The organism is Desulfosarcina variabilis str. Montpellier (assembly GCF_048565275.1).
Classification (GTDB): domain Bacteria; phylum Desulfobacterota; class Desulfobacteria; order Desulfobacterales; family Desulfosarcinaceae; genus Desulfosarcina; species Desulfosarcina variabilis.
Map to the genome: position 1 here is coordinate 5,956,212 of NZ_CP159846.1, position 22,668 is coordinate 5,978,879.

Here is a 22,668-nt window from a genome sequence, read left to right on the forward strand (position 1 = left end):
CTATAACAAAATGATCAGCCTGTAACCGCCTACCAAGATGCGGCTCTAAACAAAGGGCTGAGCAAAATAACGAGATAAGAGAATGGATGAGGAGGCTTAGAATGTCAAGGATATGGGTGTTGTTGATGATCATGGCCGCCATGATTGAAGCCATGGCGCTATCCGGATGTGTACCCAAGAATGCTTATCAATATGAGGATATTAAAACCGAGTATGCCGATCTGGCCTGCCCTTTAGATGCTTCGCGATCCACCGAATCCGCCAAGGGCAAGTGTATCATCGATAAAACGCTGGCGCTCAAGGATATTCTGACCATCGCTAAAACCAACAATCCGGATCTGCTCATGGCCATGGCGCGCATTGAACGGGCCAAGGCCATGCTGACCCAATCCACGGCCCCGTTCTATCCTCAGGTGAATGTCTATACGGAGTATGTCCAGGGCGATGCCCCATCGGCATTTTTGTTCAAAACCATCGACCAGCGCAAACTCCCGCCCAACACGGATTTCAACAATCCGGGATGGTTTGAGAATTATGAAACCGGCGTGGGGGCCGGTATCAATCTGTTCAACGGCGGCAAGGATACACTCAACCGTGAGATGGCCAAAACCGGAGTGACCATTTCCAATCTTGACCGCGACAGCATCGAAAACCAGGTCATGGCCACGGCCATCAGTGCCTACTATGATATTCTGGCCGCCACCAATTTTACCGCCGTGGCCGAGGAATCCCTTGAAACCACCCGTTCACAGCTCAAGATCATGGAGGTTCGCTTTCAATCCGGCGGCGCCCTGAAAACCGATCTGCTCTCCTTGCAGGTCCGCATGGCCGAATCCGAAGAAATTCTCGTTCAGAGCCGTAACCGTCAACGTCTTGCCAAAACCGGCTTGGCGGAAATTCTGGGGGTCGAACCGGATATCCCGTTCGGCGTTCACAAGGCCCAGCCTTATGCCGTCGACATCCCCGAAGATACGGCTTCAGCCCTTGACGTTGCCCTGGTCAACCGGCCGGAGCTGGCCGGCGTGCGCGAAAAGCTGCGCCAATCCAAGATGGCCGCGGATGCCGCCCGCGCAGGATACCTGCCCCAACTGGATTTTCAAACCCAGTATTACGTGGATGATCCGGAAATGCGATATTCCTCCGAGCGCGAGAACTGGACGGCCGGGCTTTACCTGAACTGGAATATTTTCAGCGGCTTTGCCACCAAGGGGCAGCGCGCCGAAGCGCTTTCCAATCTGCGCGAAGCCCTGGCTGCGGACCGCAAAACCCTTTTGGCGGTCAAATTCGATGTCAAAAAGGCCTATCTCAATCTGGATGAAGCCGAAGAGCGACTCAAGGTGGCCACATCCAATGTCAAAACCGCAGAAGAGACGTTCCATCTGGTCAAACGCCAGTACGAAGGTGGTTCGGCAAACATCACCCGCTATCTGGAAGCCGAACTGGCCTACAGCCGTGCCAGAATGCACGAAACCACCGCCTATTTTGATCGCGAGAAAGCCAGGGCCCAGATTGCCCGGGCCATCGGGTACTGGACCCGCAACCGTGAAACCGGCAGCAAGGAAGGATAAATGATGAGTAGAAAAGCACAATTTTTGTTGATCGCATCCGGCATTTGTCTGACGGCAACTTGGCTCTTGGTCAGCGGCTGTAATAAAATCGAACCCAGCGCCTTTGCACCGGTTAAAAAGTCCGCCGCGGCCCCGTCGCAAACCGCCACCGCAATGGTCCAGCAGGCCGATCAATGGGTCGAGGCGGTGGGGACGGTACGTCCCAAAACCGAAACCCGTATCGAGGCGCGCGTCACCGGTCAGGTACTAAACGTCCAGATCAATCCAGGCGATGAAGTGGCCAAGGGGGCCTTGTTGGTGACCCTGGACAGCCGTCAGATGACATCCCGGCTGGAGCAGGCCAATCAGGCATTGAAAACCGCCCAAGCCGGCCGCGAACAGGCCAGACACGCCTTGGAGGCCGCCCAGGCCGCTTTCAAACAGGCCCAGGCCCAGTACAACCGTGTCAAAGGCTATGTCAAGGCCCAGGCCGCCACGGCCCAGGAACTCGAATCGGCCGAATCGACGTTTCGCCAGTCCGAGGCAGGCGTCAAACGGGCGCAGGAAGCACTGGCCGCTGCCGATGCCGGTATCCTCCAGGCCAAAGCCGTGGTCAAAGAGAGTACCATTGCCCTGGAGTATACCCGCATTGTGGCCCCCGAGGCCGGTGTGGTGCTCAAGCGCTTTGTGCAACCGGGAGATCTGGCCCTGCCTGGCAAACCATTGATCGCCCTGCGCACCTCCGGTGCCTTGCGCCTGGAAGCGCATGTGCGGGAAGGCCTGATCACACGCGTCAAACCCGGGGCATCCTTGACGGTTGCCATTGAAACCCTGTCGCGCGAGGTGGATGCCACGGTTGAGGAAATCGTGCCTTACGCGGATCCCAATTCCCGAACCTTTCTGGTCAAGGCGGCCATGCCCCCGGTGGAGGGACTTTATCCGGGAATGTTCGGTAAACTGCGCATCCCTGTTGATCGTCGCCGCATCGTTACGATCCCCCAAGCCGCCATCCGCCGGGTGGGCCAGCTGGAGCTGGTTCGGGTCAATGTCGACGGTGACTGGGTCTCGCGCTATGTCACCACCGGCGAACGCATGGGCGATACGATCGAAGTCCTCTCCGGTCTCGACGGCACGGAAACCATCGGCTGGGAGGTGAAGGACAATGGCTGAAGAAGCTAATGCGCCCAAGGGAATCATCGCTGCAATTGTTTATCGTTTTCTCACTTCGCACCTTTCCGTGATCATGATCATTCTTTCCTTGTGCCTGGGTGTGGCCGCCATTCTGGTTACCCCCAGAGAAGAGGATCCCCAGATCGTGGTCCCCCTGGCAGACATCTATGTCAGTGCGCCGGGTGCCAGTGCCGAGGAAGTCGAAAAGCTGGTCGCCACCCCGCTTGAGCGTCTGCTCTGGCAAATCGATGGTGTGGAGTATGTTTACTCCATGTCCAGCCAGGATATGGCCGTTGTCACGGTGCGCTTTTTTGTCGGCGAGGAACGGGAGAACTCGATCCTGAAAATCCATAACCGCATCGCCATGTACCAGGATCAGGCGCCTTCCATTGTCAAGGGCTGGGTGATCAAACCGGTCGAAATCGACGACGTTCCCATCGTCAACCTGACCCTTTTCTCCTCACAGAGCAATGATAATGAGCTGCGCCGCATCGGCGAAGAGGTGCTGGCCCGTCTGTCAGCGGTAAAGGATATTTCGCGCACCCAGATCGTCGGCGGCCGGCCCCGGGAAATTCGTGTGGAACTTTTTCCCGAGCGCATGACCGGCCTGGGCATCAGTCTGGCCCAGGTCCGCCAGGCCCTGATGGGGGCCGATGCATCCATAACGGCCGGTGCGTTCGCAAGGGGCAATCAACACATCACGGTCACCGCCAACGCATTTATCGCCGCAGCCGGACAGGTGGGAGAACTGGTGGTGGGCGTGCACGACGGACGCCCGGTATACCTGCATGATATCGCCAGGGTGATCGACGGCCCCACAGAACCTGCAACCTATTCCCGGATCGGTTATTCCCATTTTTTCAGGCAGGAAAACCAGCTGACCGACACGCCCCTGTCCTACCCGGCGGTCACCCTGGCCCTGGCGAAAAAGCGCGGCACCAACGCCGTCAACGTGGCCCGCAACATTTTAAGTGAACTGGAGGTTCTGAAAAAAGAGGTCATTCCGGACGATGTCCGCGTGGAAGTCACCCGCAACACCGGGAAAACCGCCCAGCAAAAGGTCAACGACCTGCTGGCCTCCCTTGCCTTTGCCATTGTCACCGTGGTGATTCTGCTGGCTTTTTCCCTTGGGTGGAGGGAGGCCCTGGTGGTCGCCCTGGCCGTGCCGATCAGTTTTTCTCTGGCCCTTTTGGTTAATTTTCTTTTGGGCTACACCATCAACCGGGTCACCCTGTTTGCCCTGATTCTATCGCTGGGCCTTGTGGTTGATGATCCCATCACCAACGTGGACAACATTCAAAGGCACATGTTCACCGGCAAACGCGGCCCCATCGACAGTGTACTGTTTGCCGTCAACGAGGTACTGCCACCGGTGATCATGTCGACCATCGCCATCATCATCTCATTTACCCCGCTGTTTTTCATCACCGGCATGATGGGCCCCTACATGGCGCCCATGGCCTCCAACGTTCCCATGACCGTGATTTTCTCGACCCTGTGCGCATTGACCATCGTGCCCTGGATGACCTACCTGCTTTTAAAACGTCATCCGGTCACCATCGGCGGGGATGCCGGCGGAAACGCGCCACCACACCCCACCCAGAGTCTGATCCACCGGGTTTATCGGGCCGTGGTCGCTCCGTTTCTGGCGTCGCGTGCCCGCCGCTGGATGCTGCTGGTGGGTATCCTGATCCTGTTGATCCTGCCCGTGGGATTGGCCATGTTCCGCCTGGTGCCGCTGAAAATGCTGCCCTTTGACAACAAAAACGAATTTCAGATCGTGGTCGATATGCCGGAAGGGACCACCCTGGAAACCACGGATGCGGTGGTTCGCCGGTTCGAGACATACCTTCGCGGCGTACCTGAAGTGACCAACGTTGTGTCCACCGTGGGCACGGCCTCTCCCATTGATTTCAACGGAATGGTTCGTCATTACTACCTGAGAAAAGGACCGCATCTGGCCGATCTGCGGGTCAACCTGGCGGACAAGACCCGCCGCCAGCAGCAAAGTCACGCCATTGTGTTGCGCCTGAGAAAAGATCTGGAAGCCATTGCCTCTGAAAACCATGCATCCATTAAACTGGTGGAAACACCGCCCGGCCCGCCGGTGCTGTCGACCCTGGTGGCTGAAATCTACGGCGACAAGGATGTCTCCTACCGGCAGATGATGAAAGGGGCCGATCACGTCAAGACCATCATGGCCAAGGAACCGTTTGTCACCGATATCGATGACAGCACCGAAGCCGACCGCCAGAAAATCGATTTCGTGGTCGACAAGGAAAAAGCCGCCCTTCACGGCGTATCCACCCAGCAGATCATCCAGGCCCTGCGCATCGCTCTGTCAGGAGACACCCCGGCAATGGTTCATCTGCCCAAAGAGCGCCAGCCCCTGTCCGTTAATATCATTCTCCCCCGGGACAAGCGCTCCGGTGATGTCAAGCTTGGACAAATCCCTGTTAAAAGCGCCACCGGCGCCATGGTGCCTTTGGCCGAGCTGGTCAAGCCGGTGCATGTGGCCCATGAGCAGCCCATCTACCATAAAAACCTGGAACGGGTGATTTTCGTTACCGCTGAAATGGCCGGTCGCGCGCCGGGCGAGGCGGTGCTGGATATGATGAAGCAGCTCAAATCCGAGCCCATGCCGGCCGGTACCCGGGCCGAATGGGCCGGTGAAGGCGAATGGAAGATTACCTTGCGGGTATTCCGTGACATGGGCATTGCCTTTGCCGCGGCCCTGACCGGGATCTACATCCTTCTGATCGTGCAGACCGGCTCTTTTTTCATGCCCCTGCTACTGATGATGGCCATCCCGCTGACCCTCATCGGCGCCATGCCCGGTTTCTGGCTGCTCAACCTGATCACGGGGGAAACCGTGGGCGGATTTGCCGACCCGGTGTTTTTCACCGCCACCGGTATGATCGGCATGATCGCCCTGGGCGGCATTGTCATCCGTAACTCCATCGTGCTGATCGAGTTTATTCAGGACGCCATCAAACAAGGTCTGCCGTTTAAGGAGGCAATCCTGCAAAGCGGTGCCATCCGCATGCGACCGATTCTGCTCACGGCAGCGACAACCGCCCTGGGCGCCTGGCCGATCACCCTGGATCCCATCTTTTCCGGGCTGGCCTGGACGCTGATTTTCGGACTATTTGCCTCCACCGTGTTCACCTTGCTGGTCATTCCGGTGACCTATTATGCCCTTTACCGCCGGACGCATGACGATGCCAGCCAGGCCTGACGATCGATTAATGTCAATTGACGCCGCCGATGGCGATTTCCACCCGCCGGTTGAGGCGCCGCCCGGATTCGGTGGCATTGTTGCCCACCGGGTTCAGGTCTCCAAACCACAGGTCGACCACGCGATCGATTTCTATTCCGTGGTGATCAATCAAATAGTTTTTTACATGGGTCGCCCGTCGCTCCGACAGCCACATATTGTGCTCTTCATTGCCCACGTTGTCGGAATATCCGCTGGCAACCATATACGAGTCCGGATTGGCCTGCATGTATTTAGCGACCCGATCCAGCGTTGCGTGATATTCACCGCTAATCTTTGTACTGTTTGTGGCGAACAGGATATCCTCGGCAACAATGCCAAGCACCTTGGTCACCGGTTTCATCCGCGAATAAGATGTGGTGCGGGTGGTATAAAGAGCACCGCCGATATAATGCGGATTATCAAGGAATGTGGCCAGCGGCACAACCCGTGAGCAGGCGTTGATTTTCGCCACACTATCGAGCAGTATTTTTTCACCGTCCGCATCCGCACTGCTGATCAAATAAAAACAGAGTTCATGATCCCTGGCAATTTGCTGGGCCATCTGTAATGGTTTTTTGGGACCTCGGTTAACGGTGAAGGACCCATCCGTAAACGCAATAATCGCTGTCTTGCCGGTCACGCCGGACATGAGTTTACGCAACGCGTGCAGTCCGGACTGCAGCAGGGCCGGCCCCTCGCCCTTTTCCGGCAACTGATCAATGGCTTTGCCAAATGCATCTCGATCATAGGGTTTGAGATCATAAACCGCCTTAAAGGTTCCCAGCAATGTGTCGTTGCTGGTGTAGATGTACAACCCCGCGTTATAGCCCAGATCCGGTAGCCATGCGTTACGTGATTTCAACATGTTTTTGGCCGCCATGATTTTTGAGATGGTTTTCCCCGGCACCGATGCATTGGTTGATGCCGATGCGTCAAACAGGACAATAAAATTGTCCACCGTCGGGATCAAATCGGTTTCGGTGACCCTTTCCTCGGCCAACATACTCCGGGTGACAATCTGAAACGCCTGCACCGTGCCGGTTGTCCCGACAAGCACGGCCATTGAGGCAATAAGCATCGTTGCAATGGTTTTCCTCATAATTGGTCTCCTTTGAATGATGCGGATTTCATTTTCGAAAAAAACGAACAATGCCGTCTACATGATGATAAAGGGATTTGATGCGTGGCAAAAAATCCCCCCGGTAGAGGCCGCAGGCAGAACCGATTATCAGGCCGCCGTCAGTGGCCAAAACCTCAACCAGTTTCTCAAATGATGCCATTGCAGATTTGGTGGGTGAATCAGTATCCAGCAACTCGGCATCGATCCCCGCCATGATCACCAGGGGGCTGCCCCATGTTTTTTTTAGCGCAACCAGGTCATTGGTGCGATGCTGAACCGCAGCCAATCCATCAATGCCCCACTTTTTGTAGAGTGGCACCAGCGGATGGATGTCGCCGCAGCAATGGATCAGGGCCGTGCCACCGGCCGAATGAATGGTTTGAATGGCCTCAAGATAAAAGGCGCCGCAAAGCGTTTCAATGTCGCCGGGACTGATCAGGGGGCCCCGATCGGCGGACAGATCATCGGCGATCACGACACCATGAATCCCGCTGGCCATACATCTTTTGATCAATTCGATGGTCTGTGCATGAATCGCCGCGTATGCAGCCACAAGTTCCTGCCGCTGGCGAACCCAATCCATCAGCACCTCCATCAGCCCCTTTTGGTTGACCAGCGCCTGAAACGGGCCATCCACAACAGCGGCCACATAGCCATCCCCATACCGTGTGACATGGTCAAGATCTTGGATTTCAAAATAGCGGTAACCCAGATCCGGTACATGGGCCGGATCACTGGAGACCGGCAGGCAAACCATGTCCTGGCCCAACTGCTCGGCCAGCCGAAAATGATTGGCGACCGTATCCGTCAGACCAGCGCGTTGAAAGAGTTCACTGCCGAGCCAGAGTTCCGCCCGGGGAACGGGAAACACGGGTTGATGACCAAGGGCGGCCTTGATTCGCGACATCGCAGATTGTGGATATGCTTGCATGGTACCGATCATTGATCCCTTCATGAATAAGTTGCGGTCATGGTTCAATCGGTAAAATTAACAGAATCAGGTAAAATTATCCATACCAGTAATCAGGCATATCTTTTTTGACGGAAGTATAGATGCCTGAAACCGTACATTGACCTAGTGCTATTCACAATGCTTCAAATTTAATAGTTATTTTTTGTCGCTTATTGTCAGTATTAACCCAAAATTACATATTTTTTCACTGAATCAGTCGGATTTGTTGACCTTTTATCAACGCCCATACTATTGGTGGCGGTCGCTTATACGATCAATGATTAATGAGATAAAATTGGCTTCAAACAAAGGCAACAACAAGTAGATGTAAGGAAAGCACCCCATGAAAGTTATAGTTGGATTCGATGACACGGATGTGATCGGTTGTGGACGCGGTACCGGCAAGTTGGCCCGTTGGTTTGCCCAGAAACTGCCCGAGGGCGTTACCCTGCACGGCGCCGTGCGACAGCAACTGCCGGTGATCGAGGGGATTCCTTACACCTCACAGAACAGCGCGGCTTGCCTGATTTTGGACCATGTTGAGCCGGAGCAGGTCCAGCAGGTGATCGATCAGGCCGCCGAGCATATCCACGAGCATTTCATCGACGGCAGCGACCCGGGCCTGTGCGTTGTTCCGGTGGACAGCAGCAGTATCGATGGTCTGATCAATTTCGGACGGGTGGCCTGCACCCGCATCGTCACCCAGAAAGAAGCCATGGCATCGGTCAATGGGTTCCATTTGTCGGGCCATGGCGGCACCGAGGATGGCATCATTGGCGCCGCCGCCGGGGTGGGTCTGACCCTTTCTGGATGGAGCGGTCGTTTCATCGAATTCGGCGGTCTGCGCAAGTTTGGTCGCATCGTCCGTGTGGCCGACCTGGAATCCCATGGTATCCGTGTGCTTTCCATCGACCGCAACGCCCTGGTTCCCGGCCCCGCGGACACAGTGGATACCCAGGATTGGCTCCGGCCACGGCTGTGGGGCGACCATCCGGTACTACCAGTTGAAATGACCGGCCAGGGAACCTGGCGATCCATTGGCGCCAAAAATAAAAAAGAGTGTTCGAATTAGTTGGGTTTGTTGGGTTTGTTGGGTTTGTTGGGTTGCTTGGGTTCGTTGGGTTGTTCGGGTTAACTAGCGGGTTCTTGGATACCGAGTTTCTTGATTCGTCTGTTAAGCCGGTTGCGATCAATTTTTAGCAATTTGGCAGCTGCCGATTTATTCCAGCTGGTGAATTCCATGGCCATGATGATATGTTGGCGCTCAACATCAATCAGGGGGACAATCGGCAGCTTGCTTTTCTGGGACGAGCCCTCGAAAACATTCAGCAACCCTTTAAGGTGCTGGCGTTCGACGATGTCGCCGTCACAGCGGGTGGCAACCTGAAAAAGCGTATTGCGCAGTTCTCGGATGTTCCCCGGCCAATCATAGGCTTCCAAAAGGCGCAGTGCCTTTGATGAAATGGACAAGTTTTTTTCTCCATTGAGATGCCGTACATTTAAATCCTTTAGAATCAAGCGCGACAGTGGAGCGATATCTTCTACCCTGTCTCTGAGAGGCGGCGCGGTAATTTCAACATTGGCAAGTCTGTAATACAGATCATCTCTGAATTCCAGTTGTTCCCGATTATTCTTGATATCCTTGTGGGTGGCCGAAATGACACGCACATCAATTTTTACGGCTGCACGGCCCCCGACACGCCACACTTCCTGCTCCTGCAATACCCTCAGCAGTTTTGATTGCTGTTCCATTGGCATATCACCGATCTCATCGAGAAAAATCGTTCCCTGATCGGCAAGTTCAAGAAGTCCGGGCTTTTGTTGGGCGGCGCCGGTAAATGCCCCTTTTTCGTGACCGAATAGCTCGCTTTCAACCAGGGCGCCGGCGATCGCACTGCAATTACAGGCAATGAACTTGCCCTTTCGACCTGAGTTTTCATGGATATATCGCGCAATCACCTCTTTGCCTGATCCGGTTTCTCCATAAATCAAAACGGCTACATTGTAGTGGGCAATGCTGAGCGTATCCTTGAAAACCTTCAGCGTCTTCTTGCTGCGCGCAATGATGCCTTTACGCTCCAATTCTCTGGCCAACTGCTGCTCATCGCGGCCAAGACCGCGAGTTGGGCCCCGTTCCTCAATCAACGCCTCTGCAATATACCCTGTCGCCGCCAAAACCATGTTATAATCGATATCAGCGAAAATATTGTCGGCATCCGAATGGTCCAGATACAGACATCCGATTGTTTCGCTGCCCTTCAAAAGGGGCATGCACAATACCTTTTCCGAGGTAAAAGGCATTTTTTTAATAATTTCTTTGTCGTTACACATCTCCACAACACTGGTATCGCGATCCAAGACATCGGTCAACACACTGCGAATGGATTCAGGTATTTTCCCGTTCGGATCAAACCCTTGCATGTGGGTAATGATCGGCCCGGCGGTTTTATGTAGCCGGGCAAGGATTCCGCGCTTGGCTCCGGTCAGTTCAATGAACGCGTTCAGGACCAGGGCACCGGTATCGACGTCGCTGGAAGCGGTATGCAGATCCATTACAATTTCAATCAGCCGAGTGAGCTTTTCGCCGGTGTCCCATATTTGTTCCATCGGCCGGATAAAACCGGTGCATGTCGCCTCATCCCAGGATTCTGCATATTGTTTAGAAATAGTCGCCCCACCGGTCTGTATTTGATCTTCAACCCCGAGATCGTTCACAAAGGTCAATCGAAAATCTTGAATTTGAAATGATGTGCCGTGTGTCAGGGGATGGCTGTGGATGGCGCGATCACCAATGAAGGTACCGTTTTTGCTGCCCTCATCGATTAAATAGTACCCCTTTTCAGTAAGGTCAATCCGGGCATGTTTCCTGGAAACACTGGAATCGGTCAAGACGACATCGTTGCCGGGACCGCGTCCGATATATGTCGTTTTCCCGGTTGAAAAAATATTATAAAAATGTGAATTTCTGGAGACAATGATTTTTGGCATATTGTCCTCAATCATGATTATATTTCAATGTCTTATACACATTTGATTTGCCTGCACCCTAAGATAACCTATTATATTCGTAAGTCGCCATCAACTGTTTTGGTGCGATGGAACGCCCCAGGCGTCTAGTGGGCGCCTCAAATTTTATATCATACCGTTTTTATATATAATATATCACAACCAAACCAAATTTTTAAAAAAATAAGCACATCGGCTGATTAGAATTTATTTATTTTGGCACGATTAGTGGCAAACAACAAATGGTGAGGTTGTTCATTAACCTGAGGTCAGGTTAAAAAAAGTGAGGCTGCGCTGTCAATGAGATTTAAAAAGGGTTGATCAGATTCGTTTACACGGTGAACGGGTAGGTATTCCTTGGTGAGCGTTGAAAGGAAGTCACCTAAAATCTATTTGGGTGACTTCGTGAACGTGGATATATTCCCGCAAGGGGTAGCGGCCGTTTATGAATCAGTCATCTTTGAATACCTGCAAATCCAATAATACCGATGCCAAGGAGCATGGCCGCTGTGGGTATCTGGTTTGCTGCATAATCCCAAAACGATTCGAAATGAAGTGATAGCATATGATTTGGGGTAGCCGCATCTCCATTGCTAAGGGTCACGAATAATAATGACAAACCGCTGATCAATAATAAAGTCATTAGTCTTTTTTTCATCACTGACCTCTTTTTCTTTTTTATTAAGACACGCTGATTCAGATAAATTCATCAACACGCAATTCAATATGGATGCCAAACAGTGTTTAAATAATTATTTCAATTATATAGGGTTGAACAGGGTGGCTTTTAGAATGAACACCTTGCTTCAAAATGAAGCAAAAAGAACTGTGGTAGGGGGTTAATTGACTGTTATTTATTTGAATTCTTTTTTTTGCATCAAAATAAAGCAAACCATGGCTTGATTGAAAACAAAGCAATGCCGTTTGATGTTATACCGAGTATTCCAAGAGAGGACGAGCAGACATGCTCATTCAATAATGTCGGGCGGTTCTGATTGATTTCCTGTTCTTTCGGCACCTGTCGTGTCGGTGGGTCGATGGGCAGCCGAATAACGAACGTTGTACCGCTATCCGGCGCCGACACGACATCCATTGTTCCACCGTGATTTTCCGTAATGATGAAATAGGAAACAGACAATCCCAATCCAGTGCCCACACCCGGTGATTTCGTGGTGAAAAATGGCTCGAAAATGCGTTTCTGGGTCATTTTATCCATCCCCGGACCATTGTCGCTGATTTCCATTTTCAACTTTTTTTTCAATTCGAATGGTTTTAAAATCATACTTTTTTTTAAGGTCATAATCGGTGGCCGCCAATTCCAGGGTCTGATCAAATAGCAGTGCCGGATCATGCAACCCGGCCACCGCATCACTTTTCCTGGCAAAACTGAGCATATTATTGACAATGTCCGCAATCCGCTGACCGGCCGCACTGATCGAATCCACCATCGAAAGGATCTTCCTTTTCTCCATGAACGAACGAATATCCTCCATGGACACGCCAATTTCTTCTGCAACACGCTGATTTGCCGGTATTTCCAAACGATACAGGCGCAACTTCATCAAATTGGCAGATTGGATCATCCCGGCCAACGGATTGTTGATCTCATGGGCCATCCCCGCTGCAAGCCCACCAACGGAGAGCATTTTTTCGTTCTGAATCAGCATTTCCTCCATGCGTACTTTTTCGGTTACATCATCGATACAAATAACCGCACCGTCGGCCCCCTTCTCGGTTAATCGATAAATCGTGATATCTTCGTAGCGTTCTTCTCCGTTGTCAGTAACAAACAATGACGTCTCAATATGTTTGATATCATTTTCGTCAAGGCCGTATGCGATGTTGCCGATGCGCTGGCAAACCCGGGGCAGCATTTCAGCAAGCGGCTTGCCTTGAGCATCCGTCATATTAATGCCGGTCAGCACCTCGGCTTTTTTGTTCCACAGGGTAACGCTGCCATGACGGTCGATGCCGATTAATATGGAGGGCATGGAATTGATTATATTTTCAAGATAGTTGCGCAAAACGGACAACTCCTTTTGAGCCTCTTTTCTGACACTGATTTCTGTGATCAATTCTTTGCGATAGCCCTCGAGTTCGCTCATGAAAAGGTTCAGGCTTGACGAGAATTTCCCGAATTCGTCTTTTCGCTTATCATCCATCTTGGGCGTCCAGCATTCCTGAGCACCTTTTTCGAACACCCTTATCAATGCGGTCAGCGGCTTGGTGATCGATGCGCTGATCAGAAGGGTGACGCCCCCGGTGATAAAAAGAGACAGAAACAAAATTAGCAAAAAACTTTCCTTCATATCCGAAGATAACCTTCTTTCCTTTTGATCTGCTCCTGGACGAAACCGCGATAGGAAAAATTGTGTCCGTTGACCTTTTCATTTGGATGCACAACGGCAATTCCATTGCTGTCAACACAATAGATATAACCCGTCTCGCCTACGGTCTGGCTTAAAAGGCTTGCATACAGTCGTATTCCTAATTGTGGTTCTCTAAAACCGGTTCCATCCCTCACCACAAACAAATTATTTTCTTACCGTCTTTCATTTTCACCGTTAGTAATCAGCATATTTAGGAAATAGAATCGCTCCCGGCGGGTTTGTTTGTATCCAAATCGTTCAGCAGCATTATTAATTGCCCGCAAGGCAACGATTCAGCTCTGGTCGCGCCCTGCCCCTGTTGCTCAATAATTCATCGTGTCGATACGGATCTCAATCGCCGACTTATTTGAGCAAACTTGCTCGAAGGGACAATGGCGACAACGAATTTTAAAAGGACGGCAAATCTGGCGGCCGGTGGACCAAAACAGCGTATCCAGTTGATTGTAGCTTTTCCCGGTCTTCATCTTAAGATTGACAATCGCGGAGAAAGCGGATTCTCTTAGCATGCGTTCGCCCATGGCCATATTTTTTGACTGCATGGCCTCCTGAAAAGGAATGACACCGGTTCTGATCAACAGGCGCATGACATGGTAGTCAACCACCGGACCATACTGGTGATTATCGACGAATCGCTCCGGACGGCAGGCCAGGATCATACGTAACAGGTTGGCTTTTTTCTCGAACGGATCATAATTGAAGCCTTCCAGGAAAGCAATGCGCATGTTTGCAAAGGAAAAGTCCGGTATCGTTGATATATGACGGCCGAGCCCCCGGTGCAGTTGCCAGCGCCAATACAGATCTTTGTCACTGACCCATAAACCACGATCGGAAAAATCGAGGACCTTTTCCATTTCAGCGTATGAAGTGCCGGCCGCTGTACCGGGATCGAAAAAATGGCGATCTTCGCACCATTTTTCGTAAAAACGGCTCCAGATTCTGGAGCAGCCCACTTCGCCGTCGACCTTGCGTCCCGTGCCGCACATTTGAAGCGCCGTGAATGCAAAAAAATATGGTATTTTTTCAATGTCCTGGCCGACTTCGGGCATATCATCACCGGTAAAATCCCGTTCGGTGATGGTTAGTTCGTCAACAACCTCGGCCAGTCGATCTAATTTTGATTTTTCGAGCATGGGTATCAGATCGATTTACATTAATTATTGAATCTTTAAATACACCAAGCCAATGCTTATTATCGAAGACATCGATTAACAAACTAATTATCGACAGTTATGATTTTTCCTTGAAACCGGACCTGCAACCATAAATGGCAAAGGAGACCAAAAAATGACAGGGAATCAGAAAACGCCCAAAGGAGCAGGGAAAAGTAGCTTTGAATTGATTAATTCAAAAACGTTAGCGGACGCGCTACCGGTGCAAACCGGATCGGTTGTCCTGGATCTGGCCTGTGGAAAAGGAAGCTATTCCTTATTCATGTCTGAGATTGTGGGTGATGTTGGATTAGTTTATGCGGTAGACCTTCATAAAGAAGCCCTCCAAATCCTGATCAATGAGATAGTAGAAAAAAATATTTCCAATATCCTGCCCCTGCTGAATAATGCTGCCAAAAATATTGAAATTGATGATTACAGTGTTGATGTCTGTTTGATGTCCACGGTACTCCATGATTTTGAAGAAATGAACAGGTCGGATGCCGTGTTAAAACAGGTGAAAACCGTACTAAAACCGGGTGGCTATCTGGCCGTTATTGAATTCAAGAAGATTGATGGCCCTCCCGGCCCGCCTTTGAAAATAAGGTTGTCCGAGGATGAAACAGAAAAATTAGTCATCGGTTATGGTTTCAAGAAGTATAGAACCCTTGATATTGGTGAGTATAATTACCTCATGCTGTTTCGGGAGACGGATCTTCCTGGATGATGCTATAGGCGTGTCTTATAGTTTGGATGGCCAGTATGAAAAAAGAATTCAGTGGTGCAAAAAAGCCCCTCTTTTTATTCTTTGTTTGGTTTAACGTCCAAAGTTATCTTGTCTAAATGGTAACCATCGACTTTAATATGTATTTCTCCTGACCAACGACTCGATTCAGTTTTAATTAAATAATCACCATTTTCAATGTAATCCATGAATTTAAAAACACCTTTTGCCGTAGTTGTGGTTTCAGATACCTTAGTACCATTTGCATCGAAAAGGAAAACGTTCTCAAATTTGAAAGGCGTATAATCATCCTTAATGGCGATTCCTTCGATTATCGTGTTCCTTTTTTTAGCCTTAAGCACTGGAACACACAAAACCGAACCACCTTCGTAACTCTTTTTATTGAAATAGTCGGACGCTCTCTTGTTCTCAGTTTCTGGACCATAAATATAGCATGATGATAAGGTTGCAAAAAATACAATCATCATCAGCATCAAAATTCGGTGAATAATCAAATCAAACCTCTTAATATTCATTTCTCAATTGACTGGGCGATGTACCCCAGTATTTCAAAATTCGGAGGGTTTCAGAGCCCATCACTGTTTTCGATGTTTTCGCTATCTTTTTTATGCAACCTGGAGGTGTACTATTGAACGCGTTTATAAGTATGGTCACAATAGCTGTCGCCAGTACCGATCTGATAATTCCTTTCAAATTTCCATTTATCAGCATTGTCCCGAGCAATGGCCCAGTCCCCTTCACAAACATATGGACTCAATTCTGGTATTCCTATTCGATTGAGCGCTTCACAAAAAGGGCAGTTCGACACACACAATTTAAACAAGTCGTTACGTTCCTCTGATATCTCAATATCAAAAAGTGGTTCCCATATTCTAAACTTTTTCTTCATCTTGGCTGGAAACGAATCGAAATCCTTTGGATTGTCAATTTTTGGGACCCAAAATTTTAAAGATCGTTTAGCTGATTTTGTCAATTTTGGGCCTATCGCTTTGATTGCTTTTTCTTTTCCAATAAAAAGCGATAAAAATTTACAACGGACAACAAATGGCAAAACAACGACATAACCAATTAATTTTCGGAAAATATTTTTCATTTTTTTCTCCTTTCTTAATACACAAATTCAGTGGGCCGGAAAAAAAGTTCTTCTAAAATCATGATGGCATCGGATACGATATGAGGGACTTTCCCTTTCTCACGAATATACTTTCGTCCTTCAATCGTAGACATATCCATACCGCCGACCAAATCCCTGCAGTAGATAGAACCATTACGCTCTTTAAAAAGATTGGAATTTGGCCTTTATGTGAACGAATGATGGTGACCGCCTTTTCTACATTCAAACTGTGTCTTCTAAAATCATTCATTCGCCTTGCAAAAAATCCTTCGAAAGTTTGAATAAACCTTGCTGATGATTGATTCGTGCTGTGAATTAATTCAGACAGGCCAAATCCATTTAACTCCCATACTTCTTCAATTTCGACGCAAAAATTCGATAAATCGACAGGAGGCATCGAAAACAATGCCATCGATTTCATTAAGATTCTTTTCAGAACAATTTATTGTCCAGTAGCCCTGAATATAATCCCTGAAACGTGGATGTGGGTCATGTTTAATTATTGGAGTTTTGCTATTTTTCAATGCTCGTTTTAACGGCCCTATTTTTTCGAAAAACGGTAAATATATAGCAAAAAGCAACGCCTATAGATGCTCCAAATACCATTCCTTTAGTGTCCTTTGTATCTTCAACGCCTATGTCTCCTTTTGTTTTGGTATATTTACAGATTCCGATCTGGCTATTGAACAAACACAATTTCTCATCTAAAATCAAGGAAATTCAATGCGAATGTTTTTGTCCGCCGGTGCAGCGCAGCTTGCCATTTTTCATAACAGTTCTAAGTGCGGACTTGAGCACGTCGACGATGTCCGCCTTGCTCATGGCCGGACGTCCAAGAAGGTTGCCGTCTTCGTCATGCAGGACCAGCACCGCATCGTCTGCGTATTGCGAAAACAACCCATTGTCGATGCCAAGCTCCGATAGGCGGGTGGGACAACCGATGTCACGCAAAAACGCCACCAACGTGTCGATCCCTTCCATGACCGGCAAAATTCGTTTTTGAGTTTTTCAAGAATGTCGTGTAGGATAAGCATGTAAGGTTTCTGGTCGTTTTGTTTTTTTTAAAATATCCTTTCACTACAATTTTGACAGGAATACCGTTTGCGACTTTATCGATGACCTTGACGTGATTGCAGTAACATGCCGGGTGCGTCCCGCAACAGTCACACGACAAGTCTGGTGGCACTGACCGCTTTTTCTGTAGGTCTTAACGACCTTTTTACTGGAGGAGCAATGAAAATGCCTGAGATGATTGATTGGCAGAGGATACGCGGATTTTGCCTATCGTTAATCTTTTTGTGTTTAACGCTGCTTCCTTCCAGTTGTGGAGATGACCAGCAGGGCAGCGTATCAGATGGATCTGATGCGACCGCATCGGCCAATCTGACGATACGCTGGCATGATACATCCGTGGCCCAGGATTCGGCGTCCATACGGGCTGCATCCTTGGATTGCAGCGGTGTGGTGCAGGTAGTTTGCGAGGTCTACGATGCCGACGGCAACTGGCTGGTGACCGGCGGCCCGTGGGATTGCGAAGCCGGCAGCGGTAGGGTCGAGGGCATTCCGGTGGGCCAGGACCGAATCTTTGTGGTACTGGCGGAAGATAACCTCGGCAACATCCTATACCAAGGGGAGACCACCGGGGTCAGCATCGAAACCGGCCAAATCACCCAAGATGTGGTCATTGACGCTTATCTGTTTGTTCCCACCTTGTCCGCCCCCGAGAATGGCGCCCAAGATGTCGATCTCAGCGCCGTGTCCCTTGAATGGGAGCCAGTTGAAAATGCCGACGAATACCTGGTGCAGGTGGCCAAAGATGTCGATTTTGAAACCATCATGATCGATGAAACAACCCCTGCCGCGGTATACGCCCCCTCATCCCTTGAGCCGTTGACAGAATATTTCTGGAAAATCTGTGCGGTGGATTTACAAACCAACACGGGTGCCGACTCGGAAATCAGAAGCTTTGTCACTTCCGATTGCACCTACACCATTTCGCAGGAGAACAACACGTTTACCAATACCGGCGGTACAGCCAGTATCGACGTGACCACACCGTCAAGCCACTGCACCTGGAGTGCCTCGGCCAGTGAAAGCTGGATAACAGTCACATCCGATAGTAGCGGCAGCGGTAATGGGACGGTGGCCTATTCGGTTTCGGCCAATACCGATGCCGCCCGATCAGGCACCATTACCATCGGCGATCAAGACCATATCGTCAACCAGGAAGAAGGCGCGTGCACCTATACGATTTCACCCGCCAACGGATTGATTGATAGCAATGGGAATGCCTATAACATCACTGTTACTGCCACCCACAGCGGGTGCGAGTGGAGTACCTCTGAACCCGAGAGTTGGTTCTCACTGTCGCCCACCAGCGGCAGCGGCAGCGGCACTGTTCGTGTTACCGCTTTAGCCAACCCCGGGGCAGCCCGACCAGCCACCATCACCATTGCCGATCAAACCCATTCCATCGAACAGGAAGCGGCACCGTGCACCTATACGATTTCCCCCACCAATCAATCGGTTGATAAAGACGGGGATGCCTATGACATTACCATTACCGCCACCCACAGCGGGTGCGATTGGAGCACCTCTGAACCCGAGAGTTGGTTCTCACTGTCGCCAACCAGCGGCAGTGGCAGCGGTTCTGTTCGTGTTACCGTTTTAGCCAACTCCGGCGAGGATCGAAGCGCCACCATCACCATCGCCGGTCAAGACCATATCGTCAACCAGTAGAGGGATTGTGCACCGCTCTGATCTCAACCGAACCATATTCACCCATCAGCAGCCGGTTCTTGGGTGTGATGTCGGCGGGTATTTTCTGGGTCACAATCCGGTACCCCCTTGATCGGAGCCGCATCGCTCGCACCGCATCCACGGCAAGGGTGCCATCCATCCAGCCGTCCAACCCACCAGTGGACGATTCCCTTAAATCATGGCAGCAGGGCAGGACCGCAACTCTGGCGTGTTGTTCCACGGCCTTAGAAAGAACCAGGTCCGTCAAGGCTCCGCAGGCGTGGGCCGAGACCACGATATCATCCGGGAAAATGGTGGTGTCCTGGATGGGCGCTTCCCGATAAACGACTCTGCCGTTTAGCCTCGGCCAGGATGAGATCAACGCCTTGGACAATTTTTCTGCGTTGAGGGGAATTTTTTTGTCCACGGCAAGGGCCGTTTGTGAACTGTCATCGAGGATGAGCATAATATGCGCCAAAAGGCCATGCCCGCAGGCAAGATCGACAATCCTCCCGCCCCGATATCGTCGCCGTACGCGTTTTGCCATTTCCCAAGCTTCGTGGAGCTCTTTTCTGGGAAGCGTTCCCGCCCGGCAGACCGCCCGCGCAATTTTATCGAAAAGGCGGTTGCCGGGAAAATGGGACTGTTGTTGAGGGGTCAGTCTGTTTTTTGAAGATTTTTTCATATCTCGTTTTTTTGGTGTCAACTACGAGCAGGTGGCATACCTCCCTTCATTTCATCTATTTGCAAACCAATTCTTATAATCATCTACAACTTGGTAATTCTTTGATTTGTTATCCAATACATCAACATCGCAAAGAGGGAAATGATATACCGCTCCATTAAAACGGATTTTCGCTATAATACCATACAGATCCTCATACCCTAAAATGCTATGGATCTTAATTTTATCTCCTTGCCGAAATGCACTTTTTTCTTGGTATTCTGCAATTTCAGCCTCGAATGGGAAAGATATAGAACTTTTAAGATACTTTTCCCATGCATCGAATGCCGCCAAATCATCATTAGGATTAACATCCTTTAAAACCTTGCTTATTCTTTTGCCAGTCTCACCCAGCCAATCCCAGTAATGTTTTAACTGAATTTCTTCTCGTTTTTTAACTAATTCAGTGTCTGCGTTGACTTCATTAACAAACTCAACGTCCTTTTTTTCTAAATATATCCTCTTCCAATCCAAGCCATCTTCTTCACATTGTGAAAGGTATTTATCTGGAAAAATTGAGAGCGTGGAACTGTCCCACTCAATGCAAATAATATCATCTTGTATTTCTGAAACACGACCTTGCCACCCCCCAATGTCTATTTCAAAATCTGGATCTTTTGTGCCATTTTTCACCTTAACTGAATCTCCAACCTGTAATTCCTTATTTTTTTTCATTTAATTCGAAATCCTTATGAGATATTGCGCAGCAGGGGCCTGATTTACATAGAGAATCAGGAAATGCCTTTTTATTTCCTTCTATTGAATGTTATACCCATTTTCATTTGTTTAATTCAACCCTTCCCCATCGCCTCATCCTATATTTCTGTTTTGGGGACCTGAAAAATCGCATTATAAATGCCATTTCGAATGGACTTTTCATTAATTTGTATTTAATATTAATTGGTTGTCTTGACCCACCCCTGAATTCTCACCGAACAGCTTTTTTCTCAAGAGAATTGGTCATACAGTAGAATTGAGCAAATAATGCACACTATAATTTATAAAAAACAGCCAAAAGGTCACATTGCATACCTTAAAAAGGCATATAATATATTAAATTAATACAATAATGAACAATTTTGGTAGCACCCCCATAGGGGTTTTCACGCGATAATCAATGAAAAATGTTGTGTAAATTTTGCCTACTTGACTTATTTTATTTCCAACAAGGTGTTACTCTTTTTCCCACCTCAGGTTTTATCCGTGCGCCTAATTTCTCCAAAAAAAAATCCTGCTCAGCCCATAATTGTGAAAATATTATATGATATCAGTATAATAATGGATTACGGTTCCAATCGGAAGCCCATACCAGGCTCTGGCACATTTCTTGTATACCTTTAACGTCTTTCATGCCTGCGACTTTGAGCTAAGAAATCGAATTGAAACCTGGCATGACATTTCTGTAAGAATTGCACCGCTCAATCAACCAGCACCACGAAAGGATGTTACATGAGCAAATTGAAAGTTGATCATATCTTTACCTCTGAATCGGTTAGCGAAGGGCACCCTGACAAACTCTGTGATCAGATTTCCGATGCGATATTAGACGCCTGTCTCGAGCAAGACCCAGGCAGCAGAGTGGCATGTGAAACTGCCGTGACCACGGATTTTGTCATCAACCTCGGAGAAATCACTTGCAGCGGTTGGGATAAGATCGACCCGGAAGCCATTGCTCGAAAGGTCGTTCAGGAAATCGGCTACGATAAAAAAGAACTGCTTTTTTGTTATGACAGCTTTAAATATCAATGCCTCATTCATCCCCAGTCCTGCGACATCTCCCAGGGCGTATGCGAGGGCGAAGGGCTGTTCAAGGAACAGGGGGCAGGCGATCAGGGCATGATGTTCGGCTATGCCACCAACGCCACGCCATCCTTAATGCCCGCACCGATCCACTACAGCCACATGTTGCTGGAGCATTTGCAGAACATCCGAAAGCAGGGGGATATTGACTATCTCCGTCCGGATGCCAAAACCCAGGTATCCGTGCTGCACGAAAACGGGCAGCCCAAGGCTATCACCAATATTGTCATTTCGCATCAGACAGCGGATGTTCCCCTGGAACGAATTCGCAAGGACATGATCGATGTAACGCGCGACCTGCTTGAACCGACCGGTTTGCTGAACAAGGAGACCACCTATTTCGTCAACCCCACCGGCAAGTTCGTCATCGGCGGCCCCCACGGTGATGCGGGCCTCACCGGGCGGAAGATCATCGTGGACACATACGGCGGTGTGGGATGCCATGGCGGCGGTGCGTTCAGCGGCAAAGACCCCTCCAAGGTCGACCGGTCGGCGGCCTATTACGCCCGATACGCGGCCAAAAGCATTGTCGCCGCCGGTCTGGCGGAAAAATGCGAGATCCAGGTTGCGTATGCCATTGGTGTGGCCAAGCCCCTGAGCATCAATATTGACACCTTCGGAACCGGAACGGTGGACGAGGTTGAAATTCAGAAAGTCTTGGAAGATGGGGTCGTTTTCGATTTCAGGCCTGCCTCCATCGTCAAGGATTTGAAATTAACCAAACCCAAAAATTGGAGCTACCGGCAAACCTCAGTGGCCGGACACTTCGGTCGCGATCTGTTTCCATGGGAACAGACTGACAAAATCGTCGCTTTGCAAGAAGCCTTAGGTATTCAAAAGCGTCAGGTGGCGTGAAAAAAGTCCCTATCCCTGATCCCGTGAAACGTTAAAAGAGAGGTTCTATGATTTATCCCTATGAATTGGAAAATGACAAAAACTACCCTAGCGAAGAAG

General features: G+C 49.8%; 19 protein-coding genes. 7 read left to right on the plus strand and 12 right to left on the minus strand.

The genetic code is table 11. From position 1 onward, the window contains the following. Positions 1-101: 101 nt before the first annotated feature. From Dvar_RS26825 to Dvar_RS26835, 3 genes are read left to right on the plus strand one after another with little or no spacing between them, the layout of a single operon-like run. A complete protein-coding gene (locus tag Dvar_RS26825; RefSeq protein WP_419656200.1) occupies positions 102-1,568 on the plus strand; it encodes a TolC family protein in 1,467 nt (488 codons plus the stop codon). Continuing rightward, positions 1,569-2,717: an efflux RND transporter periplasmic adaptor subunit gene (locus tag Dvar_RS26830; protein ID WP_419656201.1), complete on the plus strand. Its 1,149-nt coding sequence runs from the start codon at positions 1,569-1,571 to the stop codon at positions 2,715-2,717. It abuts the gene before it with no gap. Then, entirely contained in the window at positions 2,710-5,955 is a 3,246-nt protein-coding gene (locus Dvar_RS26835; RefSeq protein ID WP_419656202.1) for an efflux RND transporter permease subunit, read from the plus strand. The genes Dvar_RS26830 and Dvar_RS26835 overlap by 8 nt, the downstream gene beginning before the upstream one ends. A gap of 13 nt (positions 5,956-5,968) precedes the next feature. Here the strand turns inward: Dvar_RS26835 and Dvar_RS26840 are convergent, their stop codons facing one another. Both Dvar_RS26840 and Dvar_RS26845 read right to left on the minus strand, forming a co-directional pair. Beyond that, positions 5,969-7,075, minus strand: coding sequence for an OmpA family protein (locus Dvar_RS26840; protein WP_419656203.1), 1,107 nt, complete (start codon positions 7,073-7,075; stop codon positions 5,969-5,971). Between the two features lie 28 nt (positions 7,076-7,103). Continuing rightward, positions 7,104-8,027 carry a uroporphyrinogen decarboxylase family protein gene (locus tag Dvar_RS26845; RefSeq protein ID WP_419656204.1) on the minus strand — a complete coding sequence of 308 codons (924 nt, stop codon included), beginning with the start codon at positions 8,025-8,027 and terminating at the stop codon, positions 7,104-7,106. Positions 8,028-8,391: 364 nt separating this feature from the next. Between Dvar_RS26845 and Dvar_RS26850 the strand changes: the two genes are divergently transcribed. Beyond that, positions 8,392-9,120, plus strand: coding sequence for a hypothetical protein (locus Dvar_RS26850; protein WP_419656205.1), 729 nt, complete (start codon positions 8,392-8,394; stop codon positions 9,118-9,120). Between the two features lie 59 nt (positions 9,121-9,179). Here the strand turns inward: Dvar_RS26850 and Dvar_RS26855 are convergent, their stop codons facing one another. From Dvar_RS26855 to Dvar_RS26875, 5 genes are all read right to left on the minus strand, one after another. Then, a complete protein-coding gene (locus tag Dvar_RS26855; protein ID WP_419656206.1) occupies positions 9,180-11,036 on the minus strand; it encodes a sigma 54-interacting transcriptional regulator in 1,857 nt (618 codons plus the stop codon). 472 nt (positions 11,037-11,508) lie between these two features. Beyond that, positions 11,509-11,712: a hypothetical protein gene (locus Dvar_RS26860; RefSeq protein WP_419656207.1), complete on the minus strand. Its 204-nt coding sequence runs from the start codon at positions 11,710-11,712 to the stop codon at positions 11,509-11,511. A 219-nt stretch (positions 11,713-11,931) separates the two neighbouring features. After that, complete coding sequence (locus Dvar_RS26865; RefSeq protein WP_419656208.1) at positions 11,932-12,297, minus strand: sensor histidine kinase; 366 nt, start codon at positions 12,295-12,297, stop codon at positions 11,932-11,934. Continuing rightward, the gene (locus Dvar_RS26870) at positions 12,263-13,348 is read right to left on the minus strand and encodes a sensor histidine kinase (protein ID WP_419656209.1); all 1,086 of its coding nucleotides are present in this window, start codon (positions 13,346-13,348) and stop codon (positions 12,263-12,265) included. The genes Dvar_RS26865 and Dvar_RS26870 overlap by 35 nt, the downstream gene beginning before the upstream one ends. 398 nt (positions 13,349-13,746) lie before the next feature. Then, positions 13,747-14,574 carry a hypothetical protein gene (locus Dvar_RS26875; RefSeq protein WP_419656210.1) on the minus strand — a complete coding sequence of 276 codons (828 nt, stop codon included), beginning with the start codon at positions 14,572-14,574 and terminating at the stop codon, positions 13,747-13,749. Between the two features lie 154 nt (positions 14,575-14,728). Here Dvar_RS26875 and Dvar_RS26880 point away from each other — a divergent pair, with 154 nt between their 5' ends. After that, positions 14,729-15,319, plus strand: a complete 591-nt coding sequence (locus tag Dvar_RS26880; RefSeq protein ID WP_419656211.1) for a class I SAM-dependent methyltransferase — start codon at positions 14,729-14,731, stop codon at positions 15,317-15,319. A gap of 74 nt (positions 15,320-15,393) precedes the next feature. Here the strand turns inward: Dvar_RS26880 and Dvar_RS26885 are convergent, their stop codons facing one another. The 3 genes from Dvar_RS26885 to Dvar_RS26895 form a co-directional block, all read right to left on the minus strand. Continuing rightward, the gene (locus Dvar_RS26885) at positions 15,394-15,831 is read right to left on the minus strand and encodes a hypothetical protein (protein WP_419656212.1); all 438 of its coding nucleotides are present in this window, start codon (positions 15,829-15,831) and stop codon (positions 15,394-15,396) included. A 131-nt stretch (positions 15,832-15,962) separates the two neighbouring features. Beyond that, complete coding sequence (locus tag Dvar_RS26890) at positions 15,963-16,430, minus strand: L-2-amino-thiazoline-4-carboxylic acid hydrolase (RefSeq protein ID WP_419656213.1); 468 nt, start codon at positions 16,428-16,430, stop codon at positions 15,963-15,965. A gap of 741 nt (positions 16,431-17,171) precedes the next feature. Further along, positions 17,172-17,432 (minus strand): hypothetical protein, encoded by a 261-nt coding sequence (locus Dvar_RS26895; protein ID WP_419656214.1) that lies wholly within the window; start codon positions 17,430-17,432, stop codon positions 17,172-17,174. A gap of 258 nt (positions 17,433-17,690) precedes the next feature. On the opposite strand from Dvar_RS26895, the gene Dvar_RS26900 reads away from it, so the two are divergent. After that, on the plus strand, positions 17,691-19,190 hold the full coding sequence (locus Dvar_RS26900; RefSeq protein ID WP_419656215.1) for a BACON domain-containing protein: 1,500 nt from the start codon (positions 17,691-17,693) through the stop codon (positions 19,188-19,190). Here Dvar_RS26900 and Dvar_RS26905 read toward each other — a convergent pair. Then, positions 19,180-19,875 (minus strand): methyltransferase, encoded by a 696-nt coding sequence (locus Dvar_RS26905; protein WP_419656216.1) that lies wholly within the window; start codon positions 19,873-19,875, stop codon positions 19,180-19,182. The two genes, Dvar_RS26900 and Dvar_RS26905, sit on opposite strands and share 11 nt — an antisense overlap. Before the next feature lie 51 nt (positions 19,876-19,926). Next, positions 19,927-20,589 carry a calcium-binding protein gene (locus Dvar_RS26910; protein WP_419656217.1) on the minus strand — a complete coding sequence of 221 codons (663 nt, stop codon included), beginning with the start codon at positions 20,587-20,589 and terminating at the stop codon, positions 19,927-19,929. Between the two features lie 774 nt (positions 20,590-21,363). Between Dvar_RS26910 and metK the strand changes: the two genes are divergently transcribed. Continuing rightward, positions 21,364-22,569 (plus strand): methionine adenosyltransferase, encoded by a 1,206-nt coding sequence (metK, locus tag Dvar_RS26915; RefSeq protein ID WP_419656218.1) that lies wholly within the window; start codon positions 21,364-21,366, stop codon positions 22,567-22,569. The last annotated feature ends 99 nt before the right edge of the window (positions 22,570-22,668 follow it).